At 32.9% G+C, this 16,942-nt stretch carries 12 protein-coding genes; 9 read left to right on the top strand and 3 right to left on the bottom strand.

The genetic code is table 11. The annotated features are described in order from the left end of the window. The first annotated feature begins 18 nt into the window (after positions 1–18). Positions 19–882 (top strand): hypothetical protein, encoded by an 864-nt coding sequence (locus tag HOO91_08360; GenBank protein NOU17556.1) that lies wholly within the window; start codon positions 19–21, stop codon positions 880–882. 11 nt (positions 883–893) lie between these two features. Beyond that, positions 894–1,865: a hypothetical protein gene (locus HOO91_08355; protein ID NOU17555.1), complete on the top strand. Its 972-nt coding sequence runs from the start codon at positions 894–896 to the stop codon at positions 1,863–1,865. A 1-nt stretch (position 1,866) separates the two neighbouring features. Here HOO91_08355 and HOO91_08350 read toward each other — a convergent pair whose 3' ends face one another. Then, entirely contained in the window at positions 1,867–2,574 is a 708-nt protein-coding gene (locus HOO91_08350) for an SAM-dependent methyltransferase (protein ID NOU17554.1), read from the bottom strand. Between the two features lie 82 nt (positions 2,575–2,656). On the opposite strand from HOO91_08350, the gene HOO91_08345 reads away from it, so the two are divergent. Together HOO91_08345 and HOO91_08340 are read left to right on the top strand one after the other, a co-directional pair. After that, positions 2,657–3,577 (top strand): hypothetical protein, encoded by a 921-nt coding sequence (locus HOO91_08345; protein ID NOU17553.1) that lies wholly within the window; start codon positions 2,657–2,659, stop codon positions 3,575–3,577. After that, positions 3,574–4,347 (top strand): MBL fold metallo-hydrolase, encoded by a 774-nt coding sequence (locus HOO91_08340; protein ID NOU17552.1) that lies wholly within the window; start codon positions 3,574–3,576, stop codon positions 4,345–4,347. The genes HOO91_08345 and HOO91_08340 overlap by 4 nt, the downstream gene beginning before the upstream one ends. Here the strand turns inward: HOO91_08340 and HOO91_08335 are convergent. Beyond that, complete coding sequence (locus tag HOO91_08335; protein NOU17551.1) at positions 4,337–5,518, bottom strand: MFS transporter; 1,182 nt, start codon at positions 5,516–5,518, stop codon at positions 4,337–4,339. The two genes, HOO91_08340 and HOO91_08335, sit on opposite strands and share 11 nt — an antisense overlap. 579 nt (positions 5,519–6,097) lie before the next feature. Here HOO91_08335 and HOO91_08330 point away from each other — a divergent pair. Continuing rightward, positions 6,098–7,618: a methyl-accepting chemotaxis protein gene (locus HOO91_08330; GenBank protein NOU17550.1), complete on the top strand. Its 1,521-nt coding sequence runs from the start codon at positions 6,098–6,100 to the stop codon at positions 7,616–7,618. A gap of 160 nt (positions 7,619–7,778) precedes the next feature. Here HOO91_08330 and HOO91_08325 read toward each other — a convergent pair whose 3' ends face one another. After that, positions 7,779–8,921: a hypothetical protein gene (locus HOO91_08325; protein ID NOU17549.1), complete on the bottom strand. Its 1,143-nt coding sequence runs from the start codon at positions 8,919–8,921 to the stop codon at positions 7,779–7,781. Between the two features lie 1,065 nt (positions 8,922–9,986). On the opposite strand from HOO91_08325, the gene HOO91_08320 reads away from it, so the two are divergent. The 4 genes from HOO91_08320 (at position 9,987) to HOO91_08305 (ending at position 16,739) form a co-directional block, all read left to right on the top strand. Then, positions 9,987–11,054: a hypothetical protein gene (locus HOO91_08320; GenBank protein NOU17548.1), complete on the top strand. Its 1,068-nt coding sequence runs from the start codon at positions 9,987–9,989 to the stop codon at positions 11,052–11,054. 25 nt (positions 11,055–11,079) lie between these two features. Further along, complete coding sequence (locus tag HOO91_08315; GenBank protein NOU17547.1) at positions 11,080–11,712, top strand: T9SS type A sorting domain-containing protein; 633 nt, start codon at positions 11,080–11,082, stop codon at positions 11,710–11,712. Positions 11,713–12,177: 465 nt separating this feature from the next. Continuing rightward, a complete protein-coding gene (locus HOO91_08310) occupies positions 12,178–14,118 on the top strand; it encodes a KUP/HAK/KT family potassium transporter (GenBank protein NOU17546.1) in 1,941 nt (646 codons plus the stop codon). 197 nt (positions 14,119–14,315) lie between these two features. Next, positions 14,316–16,739 carry an FtsX-like permease family protein gene (locus HOO91_08305; GenBank protein NOU17545.1) on the top strand — a complete coding sequence of 808 codons (2,424 nt, stop codon included), beginning with the start codon at positions 14,316–14,318 and terminating at the stop codon, positions 16,737–16,739. The last annotated feature ends 203 nt before the right edge of the window (positions 16,740–16,942 follow it).

The raw sequence follows: 16,942 nt of genomic DNA, 5'->3' as shown, positions 1-16,942 counted from the left end.
TACAGTTTAATCTTTATTATGGGATTAGTATCCTGTGAGAAATCAATTGAAGAGGAGCGAACATATTCAGAGAACGCCAGTATTGAAAGTTATATTAAAGGCAAGAGTTGGGTGTATTCTAAAGTTGGTGGAATTTATCATATAATAAAGAAAACAACGTTTGGTTATCAGGTAAATAGTGGAGATACTGTAACTTTTTGGTATAAAGGGTATACTTTAGATGGAAAGGTATTTGATACAAATATAAAGGCAGAAGCAAAAAAAGCAAAACTTGATACTATTATACGTTCTTTTGAACCACTATTGGTTATAACAGGTAAAAAAAGTTTAATAGATGGCTTAGATGATGGTTTATTGTTGCTCCGCGAGCATGAAGTGGCTACAATTTTATTTCCATCATCGCTTGGTTTTAAAGGAGATATTGTGGGTCCAATTTCACAATGGTCACCATTGGCGTATGATATTGAAATTATTAAAGTTAATGGGAAAGATATACAAAAGGAAAAATCATATATGGAAGGTTTAAACCTTGTTGGAAATGGTTATACACAGGATTCAACAGGATTGTTTTATAAATTCATAACTTTGGGCATGAATCTTACGCCCACAATAAATGATACAATTTATGGTTGGTATAAGGGAACATTACCTGATGGAACAGTTATAAGAGATTTAGGCAATGAAAATCAACAGATTGTTCTTTCAAACAGTGATATTCCAGAGGGAGTTAAATATGGTTTTATGCTTGCAAAAATTGGCTCATTGGCAGATTTAGTGATACCCTCTTTTTTGGGATTTGGAAATAAAGGACTAGGAATTGTAGGTCCGTATCAAACCATTTTTTATCAGATTCGTTTAGATAGTATTAAATTAAATAATTGAAATAAAGCGTTATGAGAAGGAAAAATTTTCTTTTGTTTTTGATTTCTTTTCTACTTTTTGCAGTTGCATGTGATAGAATTGTTGATGATCCTATTAGCGACGAAATGGCTCGGTTGCAGGCATGGTTGCAGGTTAATAAAATAACAACAACACCAACAGCTAGTGGTTTGTACTACACCAATATTAAAGATGGGGTTGGAAGCACACCAAAGGATAGTAACTACGTAGTAATGTCTTATGAGGTGAGAGATCTTGATGGTAACCTATATGAAACTACTAATAAAGATGTTGCAAAGCTCTATGATATCTTCACAGCAACAAAACACTATGTGCCAAGTTATACCCAATATTTAAGTAAAGTTTCCGTCCTTAAAGGATTGGCAGAAGGTTTAAGTATGATGAAGGAGGGTGGTAAGGCTCAGCTGATAATGCCTTCTAAATTAGCATATGGTGCTGGTGCATCAGGTGTTTCTTCTTATAAAACATTAATTTATGATGTGGAACTTAAAAAAGTTGTATTAGATCCTAAGGCTTACGAAAAAGATTCGATATCAAGTTATCTTTCTCACCATTTAGGATTCACTTCATTTAATGATAGTTTGTACTATAAAAAAACAAAAGAAGGAACACGGCAATGTGTTGTTGCTAAAGATTCTGTTGTTGAAGTATATTATGTTGGAAGGTTTCTTGATGGATTTGTCTTTGATACTAATATTGATACCGTTGCTTTGAAGAACAATATATATTCCTCTAGTAAAACATATGATGCCTTAACTTTTACTGTTGGTTCCGATAGTTACACAGCAGGTTTCAACTTAGCTGTACAGAAAATGATTGAAGGAGAAGAGGCGACCTTTATTATACCTTCATTTAACATGTATGGTAATACAGGTCAAACTGGTGGCACAGCAGCTATACCACCATATGCCACATTGATTTTTGACATAAAACTTGTAAAGGTTAGTTTCAAAGGGAAACAATAGATTAAGCCATTAAGCAAAATACACAGTTTTTCTTATTTATATCTGGGGGTGTTGCACTATTCCACTCCCAGATTTTTTTTGTTGCAATAAACTCTGATGTAGTTGTTAACTCAACCCCAATTGATAATTTTGTTTCAGGACCACACACCTTTAGAATATCCTGAAAAAGATGAATGTTTCGGTATGGTGCTTCTATAAAAATTTGGGTTTGATTTTCTTGTCGTGAACGTACTTCCAGTTGTTTGAGTCGATTTCTACGCTCATCAGACTTTATGGGCAGATATCCAACGAAAGCAAAGTTCTGCCCATTTAAGCCGCTAGCCATCAAAGTTAAAAGGATGGAACTTGGACCAGTAAGTGGGACTACTTTAATTCCTTTCCGATTTGCTATTGCAACAACCTGAGAACCAGGATCGGCAATGGCTGGTAAACCTGCTTCGGAAAGAAGACCCACATCATTCCCGCTGAGCAAGGGTTTAATTAGTTCTTCAATCTCAACTTGCTTTGTATGCTCATTTAATACTTGAAAGTTAATTTGATCTATTGGAGTATTCACACCAATTTTTGATAGGTATCTTCTCGTAGTTCTGATATCTTCAACAATAAAATTTCTTAAATCCCTTGTTTGGGCTATTACTTGAGGAGGGATAACACTTTCCCAACTATCGGAGCCAATGGTGGTGGGGATTAGGTACAGGATTCCTGTCATAATGCTTAATAAATATTGATGAATTTATGTAGATAAAAACAGGTATATTATCTTTATACAATTATTCGCAAAAATACGCTTAATGATCAATTTATTGAAAGGAATATTTTTAAATCGAAACTCAATTCTAGTTTTTGCTGTAATTATTGGACTTGTAGCAGGAGATAAGGCATCTATACTTAAGGATTATGCTTTTATTGCGTTAGCTGTAGCCATGGCCTTTTCTATGACAGGTATTAGTTTAGAGTACTTAAAAAACCCTGTTAATTTCGCAAAACCAATGCTGATGGGGGTACTACTAAACTATGTAGTGTTTAGTCTGATTATTATCCCCCTAGCATGGTGGATTATGCCAAGCAGAGACCTATTTTACGGGTTTATTGTAATTGCCGCAGCACCACCTGGCGTTGCAATTATTCCATTTTCGTATATTCTGAAAGGGAAAATTGAGTATGCAATAATTGGAGTTACGGGTGCTTTTTTAGCCTCAATTATTTTAGCACCATTATTGATTAATTTTTTTGCACCTAATCAATGGGTAAAACCTTTCGATTTATTTAAAATGATGCTCCAACTTGTGGTTGTACCAATGCTAGTTTCTAGGTTACTATTATATAAGCCTTTGTTTAAGTACATTGAACCTATTAGAGGTAAAGTTGTAGATTGGGGTTTTGCTGTTTTAATCTTTGTTGCTGTTGGAATTAATCGACAAGTGTTCTTTACAGAACCAATGATCCTATTACGAATCTCTTTGGTACTATTTGTTGCTATTTTTGGACTCGGTTTAGGTTTTGAAACTATTGCAAAATTTTTTAAAATTGAAAGTTCTCTTCAAAAGACCCAGAGCATGCTAATTTCGATAAAGAGTTCGGGCTTTTCCGTTTTTACTGCATTGGCTTTATTCGGGAAAGAGGCTGCTATTCCATCGGCAGTGATGGCAGTAATGGTGTTATTATATTTAATATTTTTATCTTTAAGAATGAAAAAAAGCGCTGTAAAGTGAAATTTACATTTTTAGGAACAGGTACATCTCAAGGAATTCCGGTAATTGCTTGCCAATGCCCGGTTTGTCAATCTAATGATTATAGGGATAAACGATTACGAACTTCGGCGCTTATAGAGTATAATGGAGTTAATATAGCAATAGATGCTGGGCCTGATTTTAGGCAGCAGATGCTTAATTCAAAGGTTAAATCACTTAATGCAATACTCTTAACTCATGAGCATCGAGATCATATTGCAGGTCTTGATGATGTGAGAGCTTTTAATTGGATCATGCAAAGACCTATGGATATATGGGCAGAGCAAAGAGTTCAAGAATCAATTAGAAAGGAACTTTCATATGTGTTTGCCGATAGTAAATATCCTGGCATTCCAGAAATTGTAATGCATGATTTTAATGGACATCCATTTGAAATATCAAATATTAAGATAATTCCTATAAGAGGCTATCATCATAAGCTTCCCATTTATGGTTTTAGGATAGGTGATTTAACATATATTACAGATGCAAATTTTATTCCAGAGGAGGAAAAAGTTAAAATAGTGGGTACAAAGTACCTTATAGTAAATGCCCTAAGAAGACAAAGGCACATGTCCCATTTCTCACTTCAGGAAGCATTGAAATTCATCTCCGACTTTAGCCCTCGAAGAGGGTTTATAACACATGTTAGCCATCAGATGGGGCTTTACGTTGATATTTCAAACGAACTACCCGATAATGTTTGCTTTGCTTACGATGGGTTATCCTTTGAAGTTGACACTAATCACTAAGATTCCCCGTTTTTCGAAAAAAGAAAAAGCTAATTCCCACCAGTATAATAAATACGAACCCTGCTACAGTTAGGGCATCTTTTAAGCTAAGAATATCAATTGCCCATCCGTAGAATGGTGCTAATAGGGCGAATAGTATTCTGATAATGAAATTGCGTACTGATAGTATTGTTGCCCTCATATTGGAGGGGGTAATTCTATTTATATTATCCTTAAGTATTGGCGTTGCTATGCCCCTTGCTAAGTAAAAAAGTAGTATAAAAATCAGCCCCCAAAGGCCTGTGATCCATCCGCTAGCAATAAATCCCATTGCTAGAATTAGCGTAAACGATGCAACTGTAGTAACCTTTCCAAATTTTAGTTCAATTTTATAAGCGTAAAAAGCAGTAATACCAGCTGAAAGGTTAAGTATAGTCCAGGTAATTCCATATAAGCTAATGGGGAAATTTGCCCTGATAAGCCATGGTTGTACAAACCAGGCCATTGCTAAAGTTGAAGTTCCAACAACCGATGAGTAAATAATGTTCCACCGTAACCGTTGGTTTTTTATAAGAGAATACTTTACAATTTCGATAATATTTTTCCAACCCAACCCAAACTTCACTTGACTCACTCTTGGTTCAATCAAAGTGAATGCTGCAGGAATTCCAATAAATGCAACAAGAGTTTGGGAATAATAAGGGTATCTGAGGCTCAATCCTGCCAGCAATCCACCTAGAATACCCGCAAAAGCTTCAGCAAAATTTCCTGCGGAGGTTATTCTACCTTCATGTTTTAGATAATTTTTTTCTTGATCACTCTCAATAAGTGAGTCGTAAAGAATAGCCGAATCGGCTCCAGAAATCATACTTTGACCAAATCCTAAGATTATTTCAGCAAATATAAACCCTATGAAACCGAATGATAATGAATAGATGAGAAAACCTGCAAAACCTAATATTGATCCAGTAATAAGTGAGTTTTTTCGACCAAGAACATCAGCAAAATATCCCGAAGGAACTTCAAGAGCAACGATTGATATAGAATAGATTGCTTGAAGAATGAAAACTTGGCTCATGTTTAAACCATTATCCTTATAAAAAAGGACAACAATTGGCATGGTCAGCATGAACCAATGCGATACTTTTAGGATGTATAGCCGGATGAGATTGTGCTGGTAGTCGTTTCTCATAGCCAGTAAAAATATTTATTAAAATGATTATTAATGGAATAATCTATCCAAATAGCGTTAGTTTGATGTAATAAACAATGTATTAGTCTTTATATCAACTAATTCATTTTGTTTGAGTCTGTGGAGAATTGGAATAATAGTAAATAGAAGCAAAAATCAAGTTTCTTGTTATTTTTTCGCTATTCCATCCATAAATAATATAGTTGTAAATAATAGTTTATCAAATTATTAATTTGAATTGATGTATCGAATTCACACTATTTAGGAAGTGAAAGTTTATTTTTAATTCTTTTAACATTTTCAGTTTGTTGTCCAATAAATGAAAAAAATATACAATATTATGATAATAAAAAAATAGGTTTTTCATGTTTTTTAAATTGTAATAAAATGAATAGAATAAAAAATAAATGTCTAATTGTATGATATATAAAATTTTATATATGTATCTATTATACATATATTATAATAAAATATTATTAAAGTTTAATTTATAATTTATTCACAACAAATTTTATTTTTTTTATATCTTGAAAAGTTCTATTTTAGTTTCTTGAAAAAGTTAATTTAATGGAAACCAGTATGAAACGAGGCAGATTTATTTCGGTAGCATTTAAATTATATTTTTTAGTTTCTGTTATCCTTTTTATTGTTTTAATAATTACTGGTTGGATAAGTTTCACTAGGATTTCCAAGTTTGGTATTAAGTTCAATGGGGAGCATACCCGAACTGTGGTAGTTTTTGCTTTAAATTCAGTAAATGGTGATTCCCTGCAAGTCTTAATTGATCAAAATAATCCTTCATCTCACTATGCTAATTACCTTAGAGCAGAATTAAAAAGAATTAGGGACTTAGCAAAGATGAAATACCTGTATACATTCTATTTTAAAGGGAGTAAATCTATCTATGCAATTGAAGGTGGAGATCATAATGCAAAGGATTATTCGGCTATGGGTTCAGTAGCAAATTGGAATAGTACCGATTTGATTAATATTAACGGTTGCATCAATAATAAAACAATTACCTCATCAGAGGTTACCTATAACGGGATATATGGCTGGATGGTATCAAGTTATGCACCAATCTTGGATTCAAAAGGTAGGGTAGTAGCAGTTCTAGGTTGTGATTTTGATGCAGGAATTCTTGCGAAAGAAATTAGGAATTACCGAATTATGATCATAAGTAGTGGTATTGTATTGCTTATTATCTCATTATTAGCGATTTATTTGACATTGTCAAAATCTTTGAAGATTATTGGAAATATTACAAATATTTCTGGTGAAGTTGCTGCTGGAAATCTTAAAGTAAAAGTTCTTTCCAATTCAAATGATGAATTTGGAATGATGTCCGATTCCGTTAACAAAATGATCGATCACCTTAAGACCTTTGTGATTAGTATTGATAAAGAATCATCAGTTTTTGTTGATGAAAGTAATGGTGTTCAATTACTATCAAAAAAATTAGCCGATGATTCTACTCAACAGGCTACACTGGCAGAGGAAGTTTCTTCATCAATTAGCGAAATAGCATCTAAGATTGAACAGAATACTGCCAATGCAAAAAAGGCTGAACAAATAAATTTGAATGTAAATAAAACTTTACAGGAGGTTGTAGATAGTTCCAATGAAAGCATAAATAGTATAAGGCTAATTGTCGAAAAAATCAGTGTAATTGAGCAAATATCAAAACAAACAAATATCCTTGCACTAAACGCAGCAATAGAGGCTGCGAGAGCGGGTGAGTACGGGAAAGGCTTTTCCGTTGTGGCTGCTGAAGTGAAAAAACTTGCTGAAAAAAGCCATATTGCTGCAAATGAGATAGGTAATTACTCGCTTCAGAGTGTACAAGTAACATCATTAGTTCAACAAAAGATTCAAAAGTTGGTACCTGAGATTGAGGAAACATTAAATATGGTTAAGCAAATAGTGGTGTTAGGTGTGGAGCAGCAGCATGGAACGCATCAGGTAAGTAATGCAATAAACCAGCTTAATAATATTACCCAACAAAATGCTCAATCGTCAGAGGAACTGGCAGATGCATCCGCCAAATTAGCATACCAGTCGGAGCAGTTAAAAGAAATAATAGCATTGTTTAAGGTATAATATTTAGGGAAGGAGTTCAGGGCTAAGAGAAAACACCTTCTTTTTTTAGGATATCCCCTTTTGGAATTTGGTGCGAATTAAAGTTTAGAGAATTGTTCTGTTGAACCCAAAAGCAAACTAAAATCGCAAGTTTTGAGGATAATAAGCCTGTTTTGAACTATTATTTGCCTAATGTAAATATATTCATGTTTTTCATATAATTTTTTCGGGAGGAATCTGTTTTCTGGAAAACTTTTTTAAACCCATCATCAGTAATTACAAAGCAAGCATTGTCTACCCAATTATGGAACGCCATTGGTGCATCTGGTATATTCTCAGGATCGGTTATAATAGCCACAGATAATCCGTCGATGAAATATTCCACTTTCTGTTGGTTTAAAACTATTTTGTAAGCGTGCCAGTTTTCATCCATGTCCTTTAATTTAATTGCGGAGAATTTTGCCCCGTTAAAGGTATGTGCAAAAAATCCATTGTTGGGATTATTAATATTACCATCATTTTGCTGCATAAACCAGGCGATTTTCATGCCTATTATGGGTATTGCATCTGTATTCCAAAAGCCCCATCCTCTTGATCCTCCTATTAGATTTTCTGCCTTTATTTTGGCGGAAAAAACAAGATTTTGAGAAGATGCAAATGGATTATTTAGAAAGAGGTCGAATATGAAATTTTTCAGTTCAATCGAATCGGTTATTTCTTCAACGGGGTAAGGGTTTACAATTACATTTAGGGGTGGCTCAGACGTATAGGGGCTATTGTATATTTCTGAATTATAGTAATTTTCCTTATCTGCTGCTGGAATGGAGTTAATTAGGTAATTTCCATCTGGGGTGTTAAACTCATGTGTGCCAATCATGTCAATACGTTGAAACCAAAAATCTTTCTGAGGGTTTGAAAGTTTATACTGTATCTTTGTACTGAAAAAAGTACGATCTTTTTTTAAATCCTCAATCAGTATAAGTACATAGTAACAAACAAACTGAATAGCTTTCGCCAGATCGTCTTGGGCATTTTTTGTTGATTTTTTTAGCAATATATTACATGTCAATAAACCCTGCTTAACGGCCAAAGAGGGATTGATCCCTTTTATATTCATTGCTTGCACTGCTGCTATCCACTCCTTCTTTTTTATTTTGCTCTTAGATGCCAATTCTTTTTTTATAGTAGGTAAAGAGGGTATAATATCAGTAATCGTTTTATTAATTAATTGAGCATATCCATTTACTCCAGATAGATGGATGGATTGCATTATTGCATTTGCAAGATTTGCAGTGAATTGAATAAATTCATTTGAGTTTTTCATTTTAATGATTTATTTAATTAGGGATAATCATTTTTTTATTCGTTCTAACATCTCAAAATACAATAGTAAAACTAAGAAAAAGTTCTAAGTATAGCAAAAATACATTAGGAGGAAAATATAATGTAACCGTTTGTAAACAAGCATAATTTGAAACCTATGCTTTGTAAGGTTCTATTACATTCTCATAGGAGTTTCTTACAAAGGATGTAGTTTACCCAAGATAATATATTGACCAGGACGCAGTTTGAACTCAACAGGGCATATTCGCAGTTACAAAAGAGTTATTAGAGAAATTGAATGTGCGTAATTGAAGATGTTGCAATGTATATCTTATGATACTTTATAAGACGGATTCCCATTCAGGCGAGCGTAAATAATAGAGACACTTTTATAGATGTGGATAAGAATATAGCGAATTGATGGGCTTCAACCATATTACCCGGTGATTATCAAGCTATACACAATGCTGATAAATCATTAATTCGAATAGAAAGAATGATAGGTCTAAATTGTAGTGCATAGTTGACAATAAAATATTCTAATATATGAAATATGGCATTTTAAAGTCTATTAACTTGGTATATTGTGTCATATATTCGAATTAATAAGTTAAAATATAATACATAAATTCATTTATTAATTTTAAAAAATAAATGTTAAATAATATATCGATATATATAAAAAGTAGTAATTTTGTATTAAATATAGCAAAGAGTAATTTAGTTGATCGTTTTAAACGTTAAAATACTGGATTCGTATAGTTAGGTTCTTTTTGAAGAGAACAAATTCACAGTAATAAACCTGACGTTTAGTGCTGATAGTACCTTTAGAGACTAGGTGCGGGTAATATATTTGACAGTACAACGACAAATCTAATGACACTAGCCTAAGCAGCATACAGGGAAAATAAACAAACACATTCGATTATTTAAACATTGGTTTTCATATCTTTTTGATTGTATTAAGTAATGGTTTTCAGATATTTATTTTTGACAAATTCTATGTTCAACAGTTTTTTATAAGTATATAAACTATACTATTATTAACCTTTAAAATTTAAAAATCATGAATCTTAAAAATTTAATTGCAGTATTTGTGACATTCTTATCAATTACACAAATTGCTAATGCTCAATCGGGTTGGACTTTAAATGGTTCAACTACAGCTTCATGGCAAAACAAAGTTGTAGTAGGTGATGCTTCAGGACAATCGCCTGTACCTTTTTCTATTCGTACAGGATTAGGATCATCACAAAGTAGTAATCCAATATTAAGGTTGGAACAGTTAACCAGTATTGGCTCTGCTAGTTTTTGGGATATTGAAAATAATTCAGGAGCTTTTACTTTAAAAAAAGATGGTAGTCCGGTATTTGAAATGAAAATCAACAAAGGAGGATACTACGATTTTAATAATTTTACTGCTATTAGATTTCCAATGCAAAACCCAATTTATATGGAAGGAAATGTTGGAATAGGTGCCTCTGCTAGTATACCTGCTAATACTAAATTTGCGGTACAAGGCAATAGCTATTTTAGCGGTAATGTTGGTATCGGAACTTCCACTCCTACCGAAAAATTAGACGTTGTTGGAAATCTCAAGTTATCGGGTTATATTGATGGTGGAAACCAAATGAGAATATTTGCCAATGCTAATATGGTTGGTTCACCACAAATTATTTTCTACCCATTCGATTCAGGGCAGGGAGTAACTATAATTTCCGGACCTACCGACGGATCAGCATCCTTGAAATTTTGTAATCAATCTGGCCCATATACTCAACAGAATATGATTATTAAAAATAATGGCTACGTGGGTATTGGAACGGGAAATCCAACTTCTCTTTTAACAGTAAATGGTAAAATAGAATGCGAAGAGATTGAAGTTAAAAATATTGCTGCAGATTATGTATTTGCTGCGGATTATCGTTTGACTAAACTCGATGATCTTGAGAAATATATTAAGGAAAATAAGCATTTGCCCGGGATAGCACCTGCTTCTGAAACCGAGAATGGTGTTAATTTAGGTGAATTTAATGAAAAGATATTGGAAAAAATAGAAGAACTTACGCTATACATAATTGAACTGAAAAAAGAGAATAATGAATTGAGGGCTAAGTTAAATGAGAAAAAGTAATTTGAAACTCAAAAAAACTAATTCTATGAAAAGAATACTAATTATTGTCCTATTCTCTTTGCAGTTCATTTATTCCTACTCTCAATCTTCATCAACAAATAAAGAGGTAAATAGATTGATTGCAGAAGAAGTTCAAAATGGTTTAATCAGTAGCTGCCCTAGTAATGTTATTATTTCAACCAATATTTCAGGGGGAGTTTATGAATTCTTGGCTAGCAATTCAATTACGGCATCCAATATCATTTCCAATGGAGCTAGAGTTCATTACGGTGCAAATAATTCGGTTAGGCTAGTTTTAGGATTTAAAGCAAATACAGGAGTAAGTTTTCATGCTGATTTGTTTGGCTGTACTTCAGATATTGTAGCCGATATTGAAAAAAAGTCAAATGCTACAGAATTAGCAGAAGAAATGGTTGAACCTAAAGTTAATATTAATATTTATCCCAATCCCAACTCAGGTATCTTTACCATTGCTTCTAATTCCTCGGAGAAAATGGATGTTAAAATCTACAGTGTTATTGGTAATCTAATTTACAGTAAAACCAATGTTGAAAGCAATCAAAGAATTGATATGCCTGATTTGACGAGCGGTATCTATTTCATTGAAATTCGCTTCGGGAATAAGGTACATAAAGAAAAGCTAATTTATCAAAAATAAACTTTACCTATTTGAGTGAAAATTACAATAAAATATTGATAAAGGGGTTTTCTTTCTAATAAAATGCTTTTGGAAAATATTTTCCAAAAGCATTTTTCATTAGAAATAACTTTACAATATTTTGCTTGTGAGATTGTTAGACCAATTACACATTCTTTGATAAAGTTATTATCTTTTACATATTCAGGCAGGATATGTATTGGAAGAAAGGAATAACACGGTTAAACAAATAGATATTTCCTATTTTAGGTGCTAGTTACATTAATTCGCTGTTTGAGTTTAACAAGTAGATGGCTAAAACTTGAGGTTGACGTTCAACAAACCATATATTTATTGGAACTCGCCAAATCAATTCTCATCCTATTATTTTTAATACTAATCAATAGTTATAAAATAATTGATAAATTGATGATAACTAATGTAAAACTCGTATAAATTTGCACGTTATTTTTTTACACATTTTTTATGGAAATAAGCGAGAATCAAAAGTTTTACAAAAAACTTTCTTTAGCGGGTATTATTATTACATTAGGTATTGTGTATGGTGATATTGGGACTTCACCACTATACGTAATGAAAGCAATTATTGGTGAGGGTATAAGAGATTCTTCTTTAGTTATTGGTGCAATTTCCTGTATTATTTGGACTTTAACTCTGCAAACTACAGTAAAATATGTATGGATTACTTTAAGAGCTGATAATAAGGGTGAGGGTGGAATTCTTGCCTTATTCGCTTTACTTAGAAAGAAAAGACGATTCGTTTATATTGTTGCAATGATTGGAGCATCAACCCTTTTGGCTGATGGTGTTATAACCCCTTCCATAACCGTAGTTTCAGCGGTTGAAGGTTTAAATATTCTAAACCCAAATATATCGGTAATTCCAATTGTACTTATGATTCTTACCTTCATATTTCTATTACAGCAATTTGGAACTGAATTTATAGGTAAATCGTTTGGGCCAATTATGGTTTTATGGTTTCTTACCCTAGCAATTTTGGGATTTAGCCAATTGATTTTTTTTCCAAAAATATTAGCCGCCTTTAATCCCTACTATGCTGTTAAACTTCTTGTTGAGCATCCTGGGGGAATTCTAATTTTAGGCGCTGTTTTTCTTTGTACAACTGGAGCCGAAGCTATGTACTCCGATTTGGGTCATTGCGGGTTAAAGAATATTAGAATAAGCTGGATTTTTGTTAAAGTATCCCTTATACTAAACTATCTGGGTCAAGGTGCATGGGTAATAATGAATAGCGATAAAGCATCACTACCAAATCCATTCTTTGCCATAATGCCTCAATGGTTTATACTCCCAGGGGTATTGCTTGCAACTGCTGCAGCAATAATTGCTAGCCAAGCATTAATATCTGGTTCATATACAATTGTTAGTGAGGCAATAACTCTAAACCTTTGGCCCAAGGTTAGAATTAAGTATCCAAGCCGGCTAAAAGGTCAAATGTATGTTCCAAGCGTAAACTGGTTGCTATTTTTCTCTTGTACTTTTGTAGTTATTTTCTTTCAGAGCTCCTCAAACATGGAGGCTGCTTATGGGTTATCAATTACACTTACAATGCTTATGACTAGCATCCTTATGCTTGGCTACCTACAAATTAAAAGGGTTTCGGTTCCTATGATAGTCCTTTTTGTTATTACGTATGCCTTAATTGAGGGTACATTCTTATATGCTAATCTTCACAAATTCAATAGAGGAGGGTGGTTTACATTGCTTTTAGCGGGTTTAATCTTTTTTGTAATGTTTATTTGGAATCGTGGGCGAGTAACCAAAAAGCAGTTTACTCAATTTTACCCCATTTCGGACTTTACAGATCTTTTTAAAGATGTACAGAAGGACAATACCTTACCAAGGTATGCTACAAATTTGGTTTATATAACTCGTGCTGAACAATCAACAGATGTTGAGCGAAAAGTCATTTACTCAATATTTAATAAGCAACCCAAGAGAGCAGATAGGTATTGGTTTTTGCATATTAATATTACAGATGAGCCTTATACAAAGGAATATAAAGTCAGACCATTGATTGCGGATGTATTGTACAGAATAGATTTTAATATTGGCTTTAAGGTAAACCCGAGAATAAATAGATTCTTTAATCATGTTATATCTGATTTGGTTAAGAATGGTGAGGTAGATATTACAAGCAAATACTACTCCTTAGCTAAGCATAACGTACCAGGCGATTTTAGATTCATTATCATAGATCGAGTTCTTACAGTTGATACAGAGTTATCTACATACGATAGATTCATTATGAATGCCTATGATGTAGTTAAGAAGTTCTCGATGAATAGCGTTAATGCTTATGGACTTGATACTTCGAACGTAATGATTGAGCAGGTACCTCTTGGTATTGTTCCATTAACCGAGAATGGCTTTAAACGATTGTAACTGAAATTTATAAAATATTTTTATAAAGGGATAGCCTAAAAGCTGTCCCTTTTATCTAATAGGACATTTATCCTTTAATTAACTGACCAACTTAAATTATCCACTCTTTTTCTTTAAGATTCTTGCGATAATAATATTAATAAAATGTAACGTAAAAGGTACTTTTATCGTCTTGTTATAAATATAAATCTATAAATATGATTTTAGATATACTTAAGCATAGCCTGCGTGCCTTAAATAGGCAGAAAGGATACGTATTTATTAATATAGTGGGTTTATCAATTGGTATAGCGTGCAGCTTAATAATAACCCTTTTTATTGCGAATGAGTTAAGTTTCGATCAATTTAACGAGAAGAAAGATAGAATATATCAGCTTGTACTTAACGGAAAAATTGGCGGACAGGAGATGAGTGCATCAAGTACATGTGCTCCTATTGGTCCTACAATGCTTAAAGAACTCCCAGAGATTGAGGATATTAATAGAATTAATACTTGGGGTGAAACAATAGTAAAAAGCAATGATAAAAGTTATACGGAGAATGCATTTATTGAATCCGATTCATCATTTTTTAACATCTTCTCCATTCCCCTGTTAAGTGGTGATAAGAGATCTGTTTTGAATGCTCCTCATAAGCTAGTGCTTTCTAAATCAACTGCAAAGAAAATTTTTGGTAAAGAAGATCCTATTGGTAAAGCATTAAAAATTGGGACAGATTCAATTTTATATACTGTTACGGGGGTAATGGATGATTTTCCTAAGAATTCTCATTTTGATGCCAATATGATAGGTTCATTTGTTACAAATGGTAGAGCAAATGATACTCAGTGGACTTCAAATAGTTTTGGAACTTATATCCTATTGAAACCGCATGTCGATCCAAAAGATGTTGATAATAAGATTGTAGAGTTAATAAAAAAGTACGTTGGTGCAGAGATTCAGAAATATTTAGGGATTACACTCGAGGATTTCTTTTCAAAAGGCAATAAATACAGGATGTATTTGCAACCTTTGACTGCTATTCATCTGAATCCTGCCATTCAGCAAGAGTCAAAAGCTCCGAATGATCCTAAGTATTTACTGATATTTGGAAGCATTGCCTTTCTTATAATTTTAATTGCATCAATAAACTTTATGAACCTTTCAACTGCTCAATCATCACGAAGAGCCAAAGAGGTAGGAATAAAAAAGGTAAGTGGTTCATCCAGAGGGATGCTAATTTGGCAATTTATCTCAGAATCAATTATTTTGACCTTTATTTCGTTAATACTCGCTGTTTTAATAATTAAATTCTCCTTACCATATTTCAATAATCTTTTGCAAACCAGTTTAGAACTGAATTTCTTTGATAATTGGGCTGTTATTCCATCATTGATTCTTTTATCAGTTCTTGTTGGACTATTGGCAGGTAGTTACCCTGCTTTTTATCTATCATCGTTTAGTCCGTATGTTGTTCTTAAAGGAGCCCTAAGAAACAGCATGAAGAATGGAAAGCTTAGGAGTGTTTTAGTTGTTGTACAATTCACAATATCTATAATACTTATTATTGGCTCAACAATTATGTTTCACCAAATAAATTATATGGTGAATAAAGATTTAGGATTTAATAAAGAGCAATTAATCGTTATTAGTCGTGCTGAAGCAATTGGTAATCGTGTTAAAGCGTTTAAGGAGTCAATTGGCAGAATACCTGGCGTAATGAAAATTTCAGCATCAACTGCTATACCCGGTCACAACAATAACAATAATGGATATATGATGGAGGGTAGGGGTGGAGAAACTTATCTGCTTCAGACTGCTTGGGTTGATTATGATTTTTTCGAAACTTATGGTATAAAACTGAGCTCAGGCAGAAATTTTGATGAGTTGCATGCTACCGACAAAAATGCCTGTTTGGTTAATGAATGTGCTGTGAAAAAATTTGATATAAACACGCCATTAGCTGCAAGAATTATAAATCCAAGTAATGATCCGAGTAAACCAGATTTTTTACCAATTATTGGTGTAGTTAGTGACTTTCACTTTGAGTCGCTTCGGAACGAAGTTGGACCATATCTTTTCAAGTTTAAAAAGGAGGATAATAATTGGGGGTACTTAAGTATACGCTTATCAGGCAGTGCATCTGGTAATACGGTTAAGGAGATAGAAAAAGTTTGGAAGGATTTCACTTTTAATGATCCTCTACAGTACTTCTTTATGGATAAAGATTTTGAACGTTTATATCGGGAGGAGAAACAAAGTGCAACACTTTCAGTTCTCTTTACTTTTTTAACAATTCTAATTGCTTCACTTGGACTATTTGGTTTAACTTCATTTACTATTGAGCAACGTACAAAAGAAATGGGTGTTCGGAAAGCGATGGGTGCAACAGTATCAAGTTTATTTGTATTGATTTCTAAGGAAATTGTTGTCCTTGTAGGTATGTCCACACTAATTGCCTGGCCGATTATATACTTTATATCAAAGAATTGGCTGCAAAATTATTACTATAGGATTGATTTGCCAATATTTGACTTTCTCTTAGGTTTTATTATTGCAATAACAATTGCATTAATCACAATTAGCTATCGTACAATAAGATCTGCTATGGTTAATCCATCAGAATCATTGAGATATGAGTAATTAAGAGTTTGAACTCGGATATTTATCATATACTGAAATTCAAAAATTTAATGATAATTTATAGTTTTTGATGTGACAGTATACTCTGAATTTAATGAGTTTTGTAGGCTTTGCTCAGTTTTTTATATGCTTTGAGTTAAAATATAGGTTATTTTCTGTAAGTTTGCACGAGTTTATTTGATAATCGTTCAAAAAACAGACAA

It is taken from the genome of Bacteroidales bacterium (assembly GCA_013141385.1).
Lineage (GTDB): Bacteria > Bacteroidota > Bacteroidia > Bacteroidales > Tenuifilaceae > UBA8529.
The sequence above is the reverse complement of the archived record's forward strand: the minus strand, read 5'-3'. Positions and strand labels throughout refer to the sequence as shown.